The sequence below is a fragment of the Aestuariispira insulae genome (assembly GCF_003385955.1).
Lineage (GTDB): Bacteria > Pseudomonadota > Alphaproteobacteria > UBA8366 > Aestuariispiraceae > Aestuariispira > Aestuariispira insulae.
The window spans coordinates 1-13,000 of sequence record NZ_QRDW01000018.1 but is presented as its reverse complement, the minus strand read 5'-3'; the positions used below and the strand labels follow the sequence as shown (position 1 = coordinate 13,000).

The following is a 13,000-nucleotide window of genomic DNA, read 5'->3' as shown; positions in this document are numbered from 1 at the left end:
ATGAAAAACACAGGTAAAACGCCACTGGTGGTTTTTGGCGAGGACTGGGCCAGCCACCCCAGCAGTACCCAGCATCTGATCCGCAAATTGATGCATGAGCATCCGGTCATCTGGGTCAATTCCATCGGCCTTCGCCGCCCCCGGATCAGCTGGCGCGATATCAATCGCCTGTTTACCAAACTGTTTCAGATCCTTCGCGGAAAAGGGAAGGCGGCAGACGCAACAGACAGGACCACAGATAAGCCGCTGGAGATTATCCATCCTATCGCGCTGCCCCTGCCCGGAAACCGACTGGCGTCATGGTTCAATGCCAGATCCCTGTCCAGACAGGTCAAACAAACTTTGGCCAAGCATGGCCTGGCCAATCCGGTCTTGTGGCTATCCCTGCCCACGGCAGTTGATGTGGTGGGGCGGTGCGGCGAGAGCGCAACCCTCTATTATGCCGGAGATGACTTTTCGGCCCTGGCCGGTGTTGACCATGACGCCGTCATTCCAATGGAACAATCGCTCGCGGCCAAGGCACAGGCGATTGTCGCGCCAAGCCCCGTCATCGCAGACCGTTTCCCGCGCGACAACACATTCATCATCCCCCATGGATGTGATCATTCGCTGTTCTCAACGCCCCAGCCAAAAGCGAAGGAGTTGAAAGATGGAAAACCGATTGCCGGCTTTTACGGCAGTCTTGATGAATGGCTGGACCAGGACCTGTTGATCTGGCTGGCAAGATCCCTGCCGGATTGGAAGTTTCAGTTCATCGGCCCGATCAAAACGGATCTTGGTGCGTTATTGTCTCTTGGAAATGTCGAATTTCTGGGGGTGCGGGAACATCATCAGCTCCCTTCCTATGTCCAGCATTGGTCGGCTTCCCTGATCCCGTTTCGTGACACCCGCCAAATTCGCGCCTGCAACCCCCTAAAACTGCGGGAATATCTGGCCGCAGGCACACCAATCGTCTCCACCGCTTTTCCTGCCGTGCAGAAATATTCCGATCATGTGGCCATCTGCAATGATCGAGAAAACTTCCGGACCGCCCTGCAGGATTGCCTCATTGACGAACCGGTCGACAGATCAGCACGTCAAAACCGGGTCAGATCCGAAAGTTGGGAGGCAAGGGCACATGACATGCAGGTGCTGATTGAAGCGCTGCATTTTGCGTCACTCACCCAAAATGCAGCGATGGAATCCAGCACGCCCGACAAAAACTGTTCATTTTCAAATGGATAGATTTAGGCCCATGACTTGCAGATATGCCGGTCAGGAGGATCAAACAAATGAAACGCATAGCGCTGAGCATAACTCTTCTCGTCTTGTCCGGCTGCCAAACCGGCGGGCTGTTGGATTTGCTGCCACCCGGGCAAAGGGTCTGGCAGACCGAAAAACCGGCAAGCCAGCCATTGTCCGTCAATCAGATGCTGGCCAAGGTCCGGACCCAGTCACCGGCCCCCGCCATGCCAAAAACAAGCGGTAGCTGCCATGAATTCTCAGCCGACTTTAGATCTGTTGATCTTAATGCGGCGGACCTCATGCAGCTGGAGGCATTCATCAAACAGCGTGAACATCAAAACTGGGCCGCAGCACGGGTCATAGCCGATACCGGCCTGGACTCCGCCAAAGCCATGCAAGCAGCCGTTCGCCTTGCCCGCTATGTGGACAGTCCCCGGCTGCCTGTCTCAGTGGGTTACGGTGAGCTCACCAACGCTGCCCTTAATCTGCAGGCTAGCTGCGCGGACAAGGATGGCTGAGGTATGGCACCATCCTGGAACATATTGATCCGGCTATGGCTGCAAACGGCCTGGAGTTATCGCTATCCGATCGCAATCCTGATGGTTGTGTTTCCGATCATTGGTTTTGCGGTCGGCATGGTGCGCCCCAAAACCTACCAGAGCAGCATGACCATTCTGATCCAGGAAGCGGCAAAGCATAACCCATTCCTCGAGGATCTTGCGGTCGAGACCCGCCTGAAAGACCGGATCTCCGCGCTCGATGCCCTCCTGCACAGCCGGCATGTTCTGCTGGGCGTTGCGGTTGATCTTGAATGGATCAATGAAGAAACCTCGCTGAAGGAACGCGAGGATCTCATCAAAACCCTGTCCGAATCCCTCAAACTGCGTTTGATCGGGGAAGAACTGGTCGAGCTGCATTACCAGCAGAGAGAACAGGAAGGGATCGACAAGGTTCTGGTCGCTGTTGCCCAGCGTTTCATGGATAAAGTCCTGGCGCCCGAGCGTTCGGCAATCGATGGTTCTGTGCGGTTCCTGGAGGAACAGATCAAACAAAGCGCGACCGCCCTAGCGACATCCGAAGAGGCCCTTGGCCAATTCATGTCAAAACATGCTGACAGCCTGCCGGATCTGCATCCGGGCAATGTGCGGCGGCTGGCGGAAATGGAGTTGGCGCTGGCGGAACGGCGCACAGCCCTGGAAGGCGCACGCGCCCGTTATGAATCCTTAATCGGTCGTTTGTCCCAAACAAATCCGGTGGTCAGCCGTATCGAAATGGAGGTCATTTCCCTGTCCGCGGAACTGGCGGACCTGAGATCGCGCTATACGGATGCCCATTCCAAGGTGCAATCAGTCAAACGCAAACTGGACCGGCTCAAGAACGAGCGCGCCAGCCTGCTGGCCAACGCCCCAAAGCTTACGATGGAAGAAGTCGAGCAGATGTGGACTGCGGCGGCCAAATCCCTGCCGGCGGAAAGCGGAATGGAATTCCTGCTGGTCGCTCAGGTCGAACAGCTGCAGGAAGCAAAAAGCGAGATTGCCGACCTGGAACGCCAGAGCAAGACCCTTGAAAAGGAAGTGGCCACCCTGGACCAGCTGGTGGTGGATTTTGGATCCATCGAGAAACAATTGCGCCAGCTGCGCAGCGATGTTGAGGTCAAACGCGACATTCACGAGCGGTTGATGGAACGGGCCGAGATGGCCCGGGTGACCGGGGCGCTCGGCCAATTCGAAGCCCCCGAACGCGTGAAAATCATTGACAACCCGACTGTGCCCACGCGCCCCAGCGGCCTGCCAGCCATCGTTTTTGCCGTGCTGGGCTGGTTTGGCAGCCTCGGCCTATCGGCCGGTTTGATTGGTTTCTCCGAAGTATCAAATACAGCACTTCGGACCCGTCAGGAACTTGCCGATCTAACTGGACTGCCTGTCCTGGCCCGGGTGCCTCACCTGAACTCACCGCTGGGAATGCTGCGCCCAGAAAGGGAAACAAACTCTCTTTCCGGCATGCTTCGGCGCAAAACAAGGAGGATTAAGCAATGAAGGATATTAAAACCTTGATTGTGGTGCAGCATCTGCGTCCAGGCGGCATCGAATGTCTGGCGCTGGATTTCCTGGAGCATCTGCCGGGGACAGGATCCCTGCTGGTCAGTTTGGAAGGCAATATCAGGGAACTGGTTGAGCATTGGCCACGCATACAGCGCTTTGAAGACCGTATCATCGCTCTGGAAAAGCAACCGGGCTGGGATTGGCGGTGTCTGATGCGCCTCGCCCGGTTGATCCGGGAGACACAACCCGATGTGGTCCATTGCCACCATATCGGCCCGTTGCTTTATGGCGGTATCGGTGCCAAATGGGCCCGGTGCCCACTGGTCCATACCGAACATGACGCCTGGCATCTAATGCAGCCAAAACGCCGTATGCTTCAAAAACTGGCCGTTTCCTTTTTATCCCCGGCCGTGATTGCGGATGCCCATCAGGTCGCTATCAATTATGAAAACGCCATTGGCCGGAAAACAGATGCCATCATCTTGAACGGTATCGACACAAATCGGTTTGCACCCGGTGACAAATCTGAAGCGCGAACCCGTCTTGGTCTGCCGGTCGGAAAACAGATCTTCGGCATGGCCGGACGGTTGGTCCCGGTCAAAAACACCGAGCTGCTGATCCGGGCTTTTTCATCAATCGCGAAAGAGACAAGGCATCTTGCCATCGCCGGGGCCGGTCCACAGGAAGATCACTTGAAATCCCTGGTCAGTCAGCTGGGCCTGGAGACGCATGTCTCCTTTCTCGACCATGTGGAAAAAATGCCGGATTTTTACAGATCATTAGACCGGTTCGTATTGCCAAGCCTCAGTGAAGGATTGCCACTTTGTCTGCTGGAGGCACAGGCCTGCGGCACCGCCGTCATCGCAACCGATGTCGGCGCGGTGAAAGAGGCAGTTTGTCCCGACACTGGAACTCTTGTGGAAAGCGACAATGCAAGGCAGCTCTCTGCCGCCATGTGCGGCAGTCTCTGGCAAAGGCTCACCCCGGAAAAGGTCCGTTCATTCACCCTCTCTGTTGGATGCCGGGATGTGATGCTTTCCCGATATCTTGATGCCTATAGCGCGGCGAGGTGAAAAATGCGGCAAGGTAGCATCTCATCCCCCTCCTATGGAGGCACGGTGATAGCAATCGGCGCGACAGCTGTATTTGCGATCTGCTGGTATGCCTTGCCGACCCCTTTTCTTCCCCTTCTGATCGGGCTGCTGCCGCTTGCATTGATCTTCACGGTCCGCTTCCCGTTTTTTCTGGGCCTTATGTTCATTCTGTTTTCGTTTTTCCGCCTGCATGAAGCATTTCCGGCATTAATGCCACTCAAACTTCCCTTTTTGCTGGCGGCCGGCACCCTTCTTTCCCTCACCGTCAATCTGGCATTGAAAAACACCACCGCCTATTGGGACCGGCTATACCTGCCTTTCATTTGCCTGTTCATCCTGACCACCATCGGGATCTTCTTTTCCTCAAACCCTGCGGAATCCGGAGCTTTCTGGAAAGATACCTATATCAAGATCGCCATCATGGTATTTGCCCTGTCCTGGACAATCCGGACGGAAAGGCAATTGGCCTGGGCCGCACGGGCCATTGCCTTAAGCGGCCTGGTGATCGCCCTGATCGCGATTTCAAATAAGATGGCGGGTATAGGATTGGTGGAAGGCAGTCGTGTCACCGTCGGGCGCGACATCGGATCCATGCTGGGAGATCCCAATGATCTGTCGTTGGTCATGCTGTTCGGTGCCGCTTTCGCCATCTCCCTGGTCAGCAGCAGAGGAACCCACTGGTTTGACAAGCTGATAGGCCTCACCGGTTACTGCGCTATTTTCTTTGCCATCATCGCCACCCAGAGCCGGGGCGGATTGCTCGGCGTTGCCGCCGTGACCGGGGTTATCCTGTCCCAGAAGATCAAATCCAAATTCCTATTGGGCACGGTCGGGCTATTGGCCCTTTCCCTTTTATTTGCCCTTGCGGGCATTGATGACCGTCAATCGGGCGGTGCCCATGAAGAAGGCATCGACGAATCCGCCATGGGCCGTATCCATGCCTGGAATGCCGCTTTCATAATGGCCCTGCACAACCCATTCACCGGAGTGGGTCTGAATAACTTTTTGAATAACTATTTCGACTATAGCAGCCACTGGGATGGTAAGACCCACGCGGTCCATTCAACGTGGTTTGGTGTGATGGCGGAAACCGGCCTATTGGGCTTCGCCGTCTTCATATGGATGGTCCTTGCGCTGTTACGCCGATTGCTCACCCAGAAAAAATTCCTGGCCCAGCAGGATGTACAAAACCCAACCCTTGTCGCTGTGACAACCGCCCTGATTGCCGGCTTCACCGGTTTTTGTGTCAGCGGAACATTCCTGACCCAGGGATTCATCTGGCCCATTTACATCATCCTGGCGATGACCATCGCAATGTGCCGCATCGCTGCAAAATGCAATACCAAATCACTGCCGAAAACAGAGGAATAAACTTAATGCTTTGTAAGGAAACAAGAATTTTCGTGGCCTCGATTTTGCGGGGCCTGGTCCATCACCTTAACGGGAGATTAGAATGATGAGTTGGAAATATACAGGCCCGGTGATGTTGTTATCCGGCATCGGCTTAGGTTCAGGGCAGGCATCCGCCACCGACCCGGTCCCGGATAGCCTCCAGAATGTGGAAGTCGAAGGCTATATGATTGATACGGTTGAGCGGGCTCTCCCGGAACAGCGCCAGGTGGGAGCTGAGTTCCTGGATCCGCAATATGACCCCAACATCAGTTTCACGGCGGATTCCCAAGTGGCCGTCACCTTCATCTCTGAAGGCGCCGGCTACCGAAACACCCTCGGATATTTCTCATATGATGCGGGCGCTTTCGACGGCCTCACCTTTGGTGATATCGACCTGAACGGGTCCGGATCCATTTCCGCAAGGGAGCTGGAGGGCATCAGCGGGATCAACGAAGTCGGCATCGTTTTCGGCAATGCCTCCGGATCCGGCGGATTTGCCGGTTCAGGCGGCACATTGAATACCGGTGATACCTGGGTCATCGGGGACGGCAGTTTCAGCCTGACCGATGACAGTTGGACCATGGAAGGCGGCACTGTATTTGAACAAGACACCCAGCTGGGTTTTTTCGTGGCCGCAAATGCCTGGACCGGAGACGAGATCAAGGGGTGGGACAATAACCAGGAGGTCAATACCTATTGGTCACTGGATTTCCTCAATCCGGAGAACGCCGCCAGCGCGACGCTGGATGATGTTTCCGATGTCTCCCGCCATGTCGCCATGCTGAATGTGGAAGGCGAAAACCAGATTCTGATGGGTTTCGAGGATCTGCTGCGGCCCTATGGCGACAACGACTTCAATGATGCGGTGTTCCTGGTCCGGACCAATCCCGAAGATGGTTTTGACACCAGCAACCTGCCAACAGTGAGCCCAGCCCCATCCCCCGGCCTTGGCCTGATCGGCACCAGCTTTCTGGTGGGCGCAGGCTTCCTTGCCACCACCCGCACGCGCCGGAGAAAATAAATGTTGGGCCTTGTCAGGAAATTGCCAAGTTGGATTCGCCAGTCCCTCGTCTATGCAGGGGCTTTGATGGCGGCCAAGGTCATCGCATTGCTCATGGTGCCGGTCTTCACCCATTTCCTGACGCCGGAACAGTTCGCAACCCTGGATATCCTCCAGTCCCTCGCGGACATCCTATCCATCGTCATCGGACTGGGGCTGGCGGACACCCTGTATCGATATAGCGGCGGCGCGGCCACCGATGCAGAGCGGAAACGGCATGCGGCTTCCATTCTGGGGCTCGCAGTCCTGACGACCGTGTTTTTTGGCGTGACCTTGCAGATCCTGGCGCCATTCATACAACAATCCCTGCCGTTGGAGACCGAGCTTATCGATCTTCGGATCATTCTTGTCAGCCTGTCATTCTCCGCGCTCATCCTGGTCCCCCTGGCCTGGCTCAGGATGGAAAACCGGGCATGGTCCTTCTTTTCCGCAAGTGCCGGGAGGACCGCGCTGCAAGCCTTGCTGGCCGCCGTCTTCCTGGTTTTGGGCGCGGCCATCACCGGTGTCCTGGCAGCTGGCATGATCGCCTGTATCCTGCTTGCCGCCTATGCTTACATCATCCAGATGCGCAAAACGGGCGTGATCCTGTCCCTGCGGGAAAACCTGCGCTATGCGGCTTATGCGGGGCCCCTGGTCCTGGTTGGATTGTTTGGCTTCCTGATGGGCAGTTTTGACCGGTGGATCATCGCTGCCCAGGGCGACATGATAGAAACCGCGCATTATGCGCTTGCCGCCAAGTTCGGTCTGGCAACCAGTTTCCTGCTTCAGCCCTTCCTGATGTGGTGGCAGCCAAAACGCTTTGAGCTGCTGAACGGTAAAGATGGTGATCAAAAATGCGCCCATTTCGCCGTCATCGGCATCGCCATCGCCTTTTTATCGGCGGTCATCATGGCCAGCTTTGCCCCGCTGGCAGTCACCCTGCTGACCCCGGCGGAGTATCATGGCGCCATCGCCTTCATTCCCACCCTGGCCCTGCTGATGGCGCTCCACAGCAGCACCATGATGGTCAACCTGGGCATCTATGCCGGGTCAAACACCAACCGGGCGATGGTGATCGACGGCATCGCTGCCGCCCTGGCCCTCGCCGGATATTTCATCCTGATCCCGATGCATGGCGCCTGGGGTGCCATCGAAGCAACCCTGTTGGCCCTGGGCCTGCGTTTCCTGGAAACTTTGCGCCAGTCTCAAAAACGGCATCCCCTGCCCCTCAACCATGCCCGGATATGGGCCATCATGGGGAGTGCCTCTCTTACGGCCCTGCTGCTCGGCCGGATTGAAAATCCCTGGATCTGCGCCGGCAGCGGAAGTCTGATCATGCTTGCCGCCGGTCTGGGTTACTGGATATCACGACGCAATCAATCAAAGTTAGGCGGCCAGCAGGTTCAGGAACCTGTTTGAACCAGGTCCGGCTCTCCGGTTTTCTCGGCCCAGCTTTTTTTCTTGCGATAGATGCTGGATGTTGAAATCTCCAACGCCCGGGCCGCCTTGGTGACATTGCCATTAAATTTTCGGATCGCCGCGTCAATGGCCAGGATCTCCAGCTCTTCCATCGGCCGCACCAGTAATGCATCTGCGCTGGTATCCACGGCCCCATCCGTTTGTCCCGGGTCAGACGCCCCCTGGTTCATGCTGAGATGCAGGGCGCTTTGCATCGGTCCATTCAACGGCGGTGGCAACATATCCGCGCGCACCATGCCGCCACCATTCATGACCACGACATTTTGCACCACATTCTGCAATTCCCGCACATTGCCGGGCCAGGCATAGGTTTCCAGCTTGGCCGCCGCCTCCGGGTCAAAGCCGTCAAACGCCTTCTTTTCGATAGCGCTGAAATCCGCCAGGAACCGCTTCGCCAGGAACAAGGTATCGCCGCCGCGCTCCCTCAGGGCCGGCATTCCGATCGGGATGACGTGCAGCCGATAGTACAAATCCTCACGGAAACGTTTTTCCCGTACCTCCTGCAGGGGATCCCGGTTGGTCGCACAGACAAAACGAATATCCGTCTCACGTTCATGGCCGTCGCCGACGCGTTTATAGACCCCGGTTTGGATGAAACGGAGCAATTTTGCCTGCAAATCAAGATCCATCTCACAAAGTTCATCCAGGAACAGGGTGCCACCATCGGCCAGTGCCGCGGCCCCCTCCCGGTCATTCACGGCACCTGTGAAGGCCCCTTTCCGATGGCCGAAAATCTCCGATTCCATCAAATCCCTGGGGATCGCGGCACAGTTGATGGCGACAAAGGGACCATTGGCCCGGGGGCTGGCTTTATGGATCGCCTGTGCGCACAATTCCTTGCCGGTGCCGGATTCTCCAGTGATGAAAACAGATGCGTTGGATTGCGCCGCATTTTCGATCAGGGAAAACACGTTTGTCATTGCCGGGGACTGGCCGAGGAACCCGGACGGCCCGGCCCGGTTTTTCTTTGCCGCAGGTTTGCTGGAGGCACCTGTACCGGCTGCGCCTACCTCTGGTTCTTCTGTGAAGATGGTGGATCTTTCAAGACAGGTGCCTACTGCCTCGACCAATTTATCACCGCTGCAGGGTTTCATCAGGAAATCCAGGGCGCCCGCCCGCATGGCATCCACGGCCGTCCGGACCGATCCGTTGCCGGTGAGAACAATGGTCGGCGGACGCCGAACACCCTTCGGCAGTTCCTCCAGGACCTGCAAACCATTCATGTCAGGCAGTTTCAGATCCAATACGACCAGATCGAACGATTTTTCTGAGATCGCCTCAACGGCCAGATGCCCGCGATTGACATCGGTCACCTTGTGATCCGCCTGTTCCAGATACGCGGCATACATCGCCGCATTTGTCGGTGAATCCTCCACCAGAAGAATATCAGCCATCCTATCCTCCAAAACGCGCCTGTATCCATTGCATTATGGGTCAGAAAAGATGGCTAAATGGTTAATACACAACTTCAGCTGGTAGTTTTTGTGCGGATTTGTCCCAAATTAGGGCAGTTTCCGAATAACCTTGCAGGGTACACCGCCCGCCAGAACCCCGGGCGGCAAATCCTTGGTCACCACACTGCCCGCCGCGACAATGGTGCCTCGGCCAATGGTGACACCGCCATTGACAATAACGCCGCGCGCCAGCCAGACATCATCTTCCAGGATGATTGTTTTTGCCTGGTCATCGCTATCCGGCAACCCCGCCGCCCGGTCTCGGGCGTCCAGCGGATGTCCGGGATAACCGACCAAGCTGCCTTCGCCGCCAATCCGCACATTATTGCCGATGATGATTTCGCGGCCGACATAAATGCCGGTGCGCCAGCTGATGCCGACATTGTTGCCCACGGTTAAACGGGGTTTTACATGCCCGTTCGACCGGCCGCAAAAAGAGGTTTGCGCATTGATGCGGCAATTGTCCCCGAAGGTCATTTCAAGAGGGCCCAAAATCTGCGGGAAGCCGCGCCCGTCATATTGCAGTTTCCTCGGGCGGTTCCTCAGATGGCTGATAAAAAGCGGTTTCCAATAGAGGATCTGCTGCAGATAAGTGAGCATCCCCATCACGGATGACAGCAGGGAATGCACCGCCAGAAAAAATGGCTTCACCGGCGGCACATCGAAATGCTGGATCTCTCGGGCCAGGCGGTACAACCCTCGGATCAGGGCTGTATCGCGCCTCTTCAAACGCTGTTTCGTCATTGCGACCAAAGACATGGCAAACCTCCCGTTCCTGGTATCGTTCCTATGCTGGCTTGGGGGTGGCCCGACCGGCCGCGATTTCGTGAATATAGGGAAGCAGGCCAAGAAACTGTTCGGCATAACAATAGCGGATCGCGCCGCGCACCCCATTGGTGCGCACCAGCTTCAGTGCTGCATTTTGCAATGATTGGTCACTGCTTTTCCGGAAATTCGCTTCAAATTGCATCACTTTCTCCTCCAAAAATGTTGTTTGAGGATGAAGGTGCAATCGATCTGCCAGTTTCAAGTGACCTGCGCTGTCTCTGTCATTTGATGCCCGACACCATAGAAGGACCGCTCAGCAGCGCGAACCAAAACCGATCTGGCCGGAGAATTGTCACGAAACGTGAGATTCTGCGTCATTATCTGTGAGACACTGGGTCATTAACCGTGAGACGGGAGAGGTGGTTCAATAACTGCGGACGTTTGGGACCGGTCGGAAACATTCTACCAGTATAAGTTGAGAAGAATTGTCACGCCCCGCTGGACGAGACAGCTATGGCTGCTTAACATAAACGACCCCGCCTCCGGCAATGCCGGGGCGGTTCATAGCTCCACCGAAAACGTGTCTGGGCAATCTATTTTGTCATATGTGTGAGGAGTATATAGGGAAGTACTACTAAAATTACTTAGTTCAGCCATCTCTGTTGACCTTGCGATGGAGAAAACAATGAATATCTTTGAAAATAAAGGAATTTTAACCGACTCTGTTGTCCTGAACCAGGCCATCATCGATACCATTCGAGAGCCGCTGATCATTATGGATGCCGACTTAACGGTTTTGCATGCGAGCCGGAATTTTTACGAGAAGTTTGGTGTCTGTCCAGAAGAAACCGAAGGCCGCCCTCTTTCTGAGCTTGGGAATGGCCAATGGAATATCCCGTCACTTCAGAGCCTTCTCAGCGATATATTGGAGAGGGATGAAACAATCGAGGCATTTGAGGTGGAGCATAGCTTTCCAGGCATCGGCCGCCGGATCATGCTTTTGAATGCCCGGAAGATTCATACTGCAGACGATCAGATCTCCTCGATCTTGCTTGCTGTCGAAGACATAACTGAAAGAAAAGAGGCTGAGGATGCCTTGAGAAAGAACAGGCAGGAGTTGGAGCAACGTTCCATCAAGCTTGCAGAGCTGGTTGAAAATACAGAGTTACTCAACCAGAAACTCCGATACGAAATTGACGTGAAAAACAAGTTTTTCTCAATCATAGCCCATGATTTGAAGAGCCCCTTCAACAGCCTGCTTGGCATGACCCAGATGATGTCGCAATTGGCGGTTAATCTTTCAACGGAGAAATTGGTCGAATACGCGGGGGATGTGAATGAAGCGGGGAAACAAGTATATCAATTGCTAGAGAACCTTCTGGAGTGGTCCCGTCTTCAGATGGCGGGCGGAGAACTTCACCCCGAAATTACTTCGTTGAAGGAAGTGGTCCAAGACTGCATCGATATTCACGAACCGGCCGCACTGGATAAAGACATAAAACTGGAGAATGACGCGGGCAAAAATACCGCATATGCGGATCCGAACATGCTGGGCGCCGTGATACGCAACCTGATCGCCAATGCAGTGAAATTCACGCCGCCTGGTGGTATGGTCCATGTAAGTTCCAAAGTCGTCCAGGCTGGCATACAGGTGACGGTTGCCGACAATGGGATTGGTATGTCGGCGGATCAGAAAGCAAAGGTGTTCCAATTGGATCAGACCACGTCCACCAAAGGCACCGCGGGTGAACCGGGCACTGGCCTGGGATTGCCGCTATGCCAGAGTCTTATTCAAAGAAATGGTGGACGAATTTGGATTGAAAGTGTGCAGGGGCAGGGGACCCAGGTCCATTTCACCCTTCAAGCCGCCACAGCCACCCCCCCTGCACGAGCATAATCTCGAAATAGGTGTATTACCACGCCCTGCTATACCTGAAATTTAATTCACTTGCCATGCCGCATGATAAAGCCTATGGTCAGGCCACGTTTAGAAGTCGCAGATGCACGATTGCTTTGCCGCCATTTGGCGGCTGATGATTTTTCCTCCCCGACAATTTGAGCGTTATTCTGGTTCCGTCGCATTGGGCAACGGAACGCATATCATGTCGTGAAAGGAATTAATCATGACCAAAGGCACCGTAAAATGGTTCAACGCCAATAAGGGCTTCGGCTTCATTCAACCCGAGGATGGCACAAAGGACGCATTCGTCCATATCAGCGCCGTCGAGCGGGCTGGCCTTGCAAGGCTTGAAGAAGGCCAGTGTCTCAGTTTCGAGCTGGTTTCAGGCCGGGACGGGAAAATGTCGGCGGACAATTTGGCCATCGCTGAATAAACCTGAAGAAGGCGGCCAATGGCCGCCTTCTTATTGCGTTAATTATATAAAAATAACAAACAGATATACATGACTTTAGATGAAGTAGTTGCGATCTGATCTGACACCGCTTCCTTGAAGGAGTGAGAGTTACCGGTTTTGATGACGGTGCGAACCAAACCATCAAAACACACGA

At 55.1% G+C, this 13,000-nt stretch carries 12 protein-coding genes; 9 read left to right on the top strand and 3 right to left on the bottom strand.

Features of this window, described 5'->3' with window-relative positions:
* The 7 genes from DFP90_RS21570 to DFP90_RS21540 all read left to right on the top strand — a co-directional run bounded on the left by DFP90_RS21570 (position 1) and on the right by DFP90_RS21540 (position 8,210).
* Positions 1 to 1,224 carry a glycosyltransferase gene (locus DFP90_RS21570; RefSeq protein WP_115939425.1) on the top strand — a complete coding sequence of 408 codons (1,224 nt, stop codon included), beginning with the start codon at positions 1 to 3 and terminating at the stop codon, positions 1,222 to 1,224.
* 47 nt (positions 1,225 to 1,271) lie between these two features.
* Positions 1,272 to 1,742 (top strand): hypothetical protein, encoded by a 471-nt coding sequence (locus DFP90_RS21565; RefSeq protein ID WP_115939423.1) that lies wholly within the window; start codon positions 1,272 to 1,274, stop codon positions 1,740 to 1,742.
* Positions 1,743 to 1,745: 3 nt separating this feature from the next.
* Positions 1,746 to 3,260 carry a hypothetical protein gene (locus tag DFP90_RS21560; RefSeq protein WP_115939421.1) on the top strand — a complete coding sequence of 505 codons (1,515 nt, stop codon included), beginning with the start codon at positions 1,746 to 1,748 and terminating at the stop codon, positions 3,258 to 3,260.
* The gene (locus DFP90_RS21555; RefSeq protein WP_115939419.1) at positions 3,257 to 4,339 is read left to right on the top strand and encodes a glycosyltransferase; all 1,083 of its coding nucleotides are present in this window, start codon (positions 3,257 to 3,259) and stop codon (positions 4,337 to 4,339) included. The genes DFP90_RS21560 and DFP90_RS21555 overlap by 4 nt, the downstream gene beginning before the upstream one ends.
* Positions 4,340 to 4,342: 3 nt before the next feature.
* A complete protein-coding gene (locus DFP90_RS21550) occupies positions 4,343 to 5,731 on the top strand; it encodes an O-antigen ligase family protein (protein ID WP_115939417.1) in 1,389 nt (462 codons plus the stop codon).
* 82 nt (positions 5,732 to 5,813) lie between these two features.
* Positions 5,814 to 6,773: a DUF4114 domain-containing protein gene (locus DFP90_RS21545; protein WP_115939416.1), complete on the top strand. Its 960-nt coding sequence runs from the start codon at positions 5,814 to 5,816 to the stop codon at positions 6,771 to 6,773.
* Positions 6,774 to 8,210 carry a lipopolysaccharide biosynthesis protein gene (locus DFP90_RS21540; RefSeq protein WP_115939414.1) on the top strand — a complete coding sequence of 479 codons (1,437 nt, stop codon included), beginning with the start codon at positions 6,774 to 6,776 and terminating at the stop codon, positions 8,208 to 8,210.
* Here the strand turns inward: DFP90_RS21540 and DFP90_RS21535 are convergent.
* The 3 genes from DFP90_RS21535 to DFP90_RS21525 all read right to left on the bottom strand — a co-directional run bounded on the left by DFP90_RS21535 (position 8,195) and on the right by DFP90_RS21525 (position 10,694).
* A complete protein-coding gene (locus DFP90_RS21535; protein WP_115939412.1) occupies positions 8,195 to 9,664 on the bottom strand; it encodes a sigma-54-dependent transcriptional regulator in 1,470 nt (489 codons plus the stop codon). The two genes, DFP90_RS21540 and DFP90_RS21535, sit on opposite strands and share 16 nt — an antisense overlap.
* A gap of 108 nt (positions 9,665 to 9,772) precedes the next feature.
* Positions 9,773 to 10,483, bottom strand: coding sequence for an acyltransferase (locus DFP90_RS21530; protein WP_115939410.1), 711 nt, complete (start codon positions 10,481 to 10,483; stop codon positions 9,773 to 9,775).
* A gap of 28 nt (positions 10,484 to 10,511) precedes the next feature.
* The gene (locus DFP90_RS21525; RefSeq protein ID WP_115939408.1) at positions 10,512 to 10,694 is read right to left on the bottom strand and encodes a hypothetical protein; all 183 of its coding nucleotides are present in this window, start codon (positions 10,692 to 10,694) and stop codon (positions 10,512 to 10,514) included.
* A gap of 483 nt (positions 10,695 to 11,177) precedes the next feature.
* Here DFP90_RS21525 and DFP90_RS21520 point away from each other — a divergent pair, with 483 nt between their 5' ends.
* Together DFP90_RS21520 and DFP90_RS21515 are read left to right on the top strand one after the other, a co-directional pair.
* Positions 11,178 to 12,389 carry a PAS domain-containing sensor histidine kinase gene (locus tag DFP90_RS21520; protein WP_181905505.1) on the top strand — a complete coding sequence of 404 codons (1,212 nt, stop codon included), beginning with the start codon at positions 11,178 to 11,180 and terminating at the stop codon, positions 12,387 to 12,389.
* A gap of 226 nt (positions 12,390 to 12,615) precedes the next feature.
* Positions 12,616 to 12,825 carry a cold-shock protein gene (locus DFP90_RS21515; RefSeq protein ID WP_115939403.1) on the top strand — a complete coding sequence of 70 codons (210 nt, stop codon included), beginning with the start codon at positions 12,616 to 12,618 and terminating at the stop codon, positions 12,823 to 12,825.
* Positions 12,826 to 13,000: the final 175 nt, after the last annotated feature.

Excerpts from the sequence above, each read along its gene's own strand:
- DFP90_RS21570 (WP_115939425.1), top strand. The coding sequence starts at position 1 with ATGAAAAACACAGGTAAAACGCCACTGGTGGTTTTTGGCGAGGACTGG.
- DFP90_RS21565 (WP_115939423.1), top strand. The coding sequence starts at position 1,272 with ATGAAACGCATAGCGCTGAGCATAACTCTTCTCGTCTTGTCCGGCTGC.
- DFP90_RS21560 (WP_115939421.1), top strand. The coding sequence starts at position 1,746 with ATGGCACCATCCTGGAACATATTGATCCGGCTATGGCTGCAAACGGCC.
- DFP90_RS21555 (WP_115939419.1), top strand. The coding sequence starts at position 3,257 with ATGAAGGATATTAAAACCTTGATTGTGGTGCAGCATCTGCGTCCAGGC.
- DFP90_RS21550 (WP_115939417.1), top strand. The coding sequence starts at position 4,343 with ATGCGGCAAGGTAGCATCTCATCCCCCTCCTATGGAGGCACGGTGATA.
- DFP90_RS21545 (WP_115939416.1), top strand. The coding sequence starts at position 5,814 with ATGATGAGTTGGAAATATACAGGCCCGGTGATGTTGTTATCCGGCATC.
- DFP90_RS21540 (WP_115939414.1), top strand. The coding sequence starts at position 6,774 with ATGTTGGGCCTTGTCAGGAAATTGCCAAGTTGGATTCGCCAGTCCCTC.
- DFP90_RS21535 (WP_115939412.1), bottom strand. The coding sequence starts at position 9,664 with ATGGCTGATATTCTTCTGGTGGAGGATTCACCGACAAATGCGGCGATG.
- DFP90_RS21530 (WP_115939410.1), bottom strand. The coding sequence starts at position 10,483 with ATGTCTTTGGTCGCAATGACGAAACAGCGTTTGAAGAGGCGCGATACA.
- DFP90_RS21525 (WP_115939408.1), bottom strand. The coding sequence starts at position 10,694 with ATGCAATTTGAAGCGAATTTCCGGAAAAGCAGTGACCAATCATTGCAA.
- DFP90_RS21520 (WP_181905505.1), top strand. The coding sequence starts at position 11,178 with ATGAATATCTTTGAAAATAAAGGAATTTTAACCGACTCTGTTGTCCTG.
- DFP90_RS21515 (WP_115939403.1), top strand. The coding sequence starts at position 12,616 with ATGACCAAAGGCACCGTAAAATGGTTCAACGCCAATAAGGGCTTCGGC.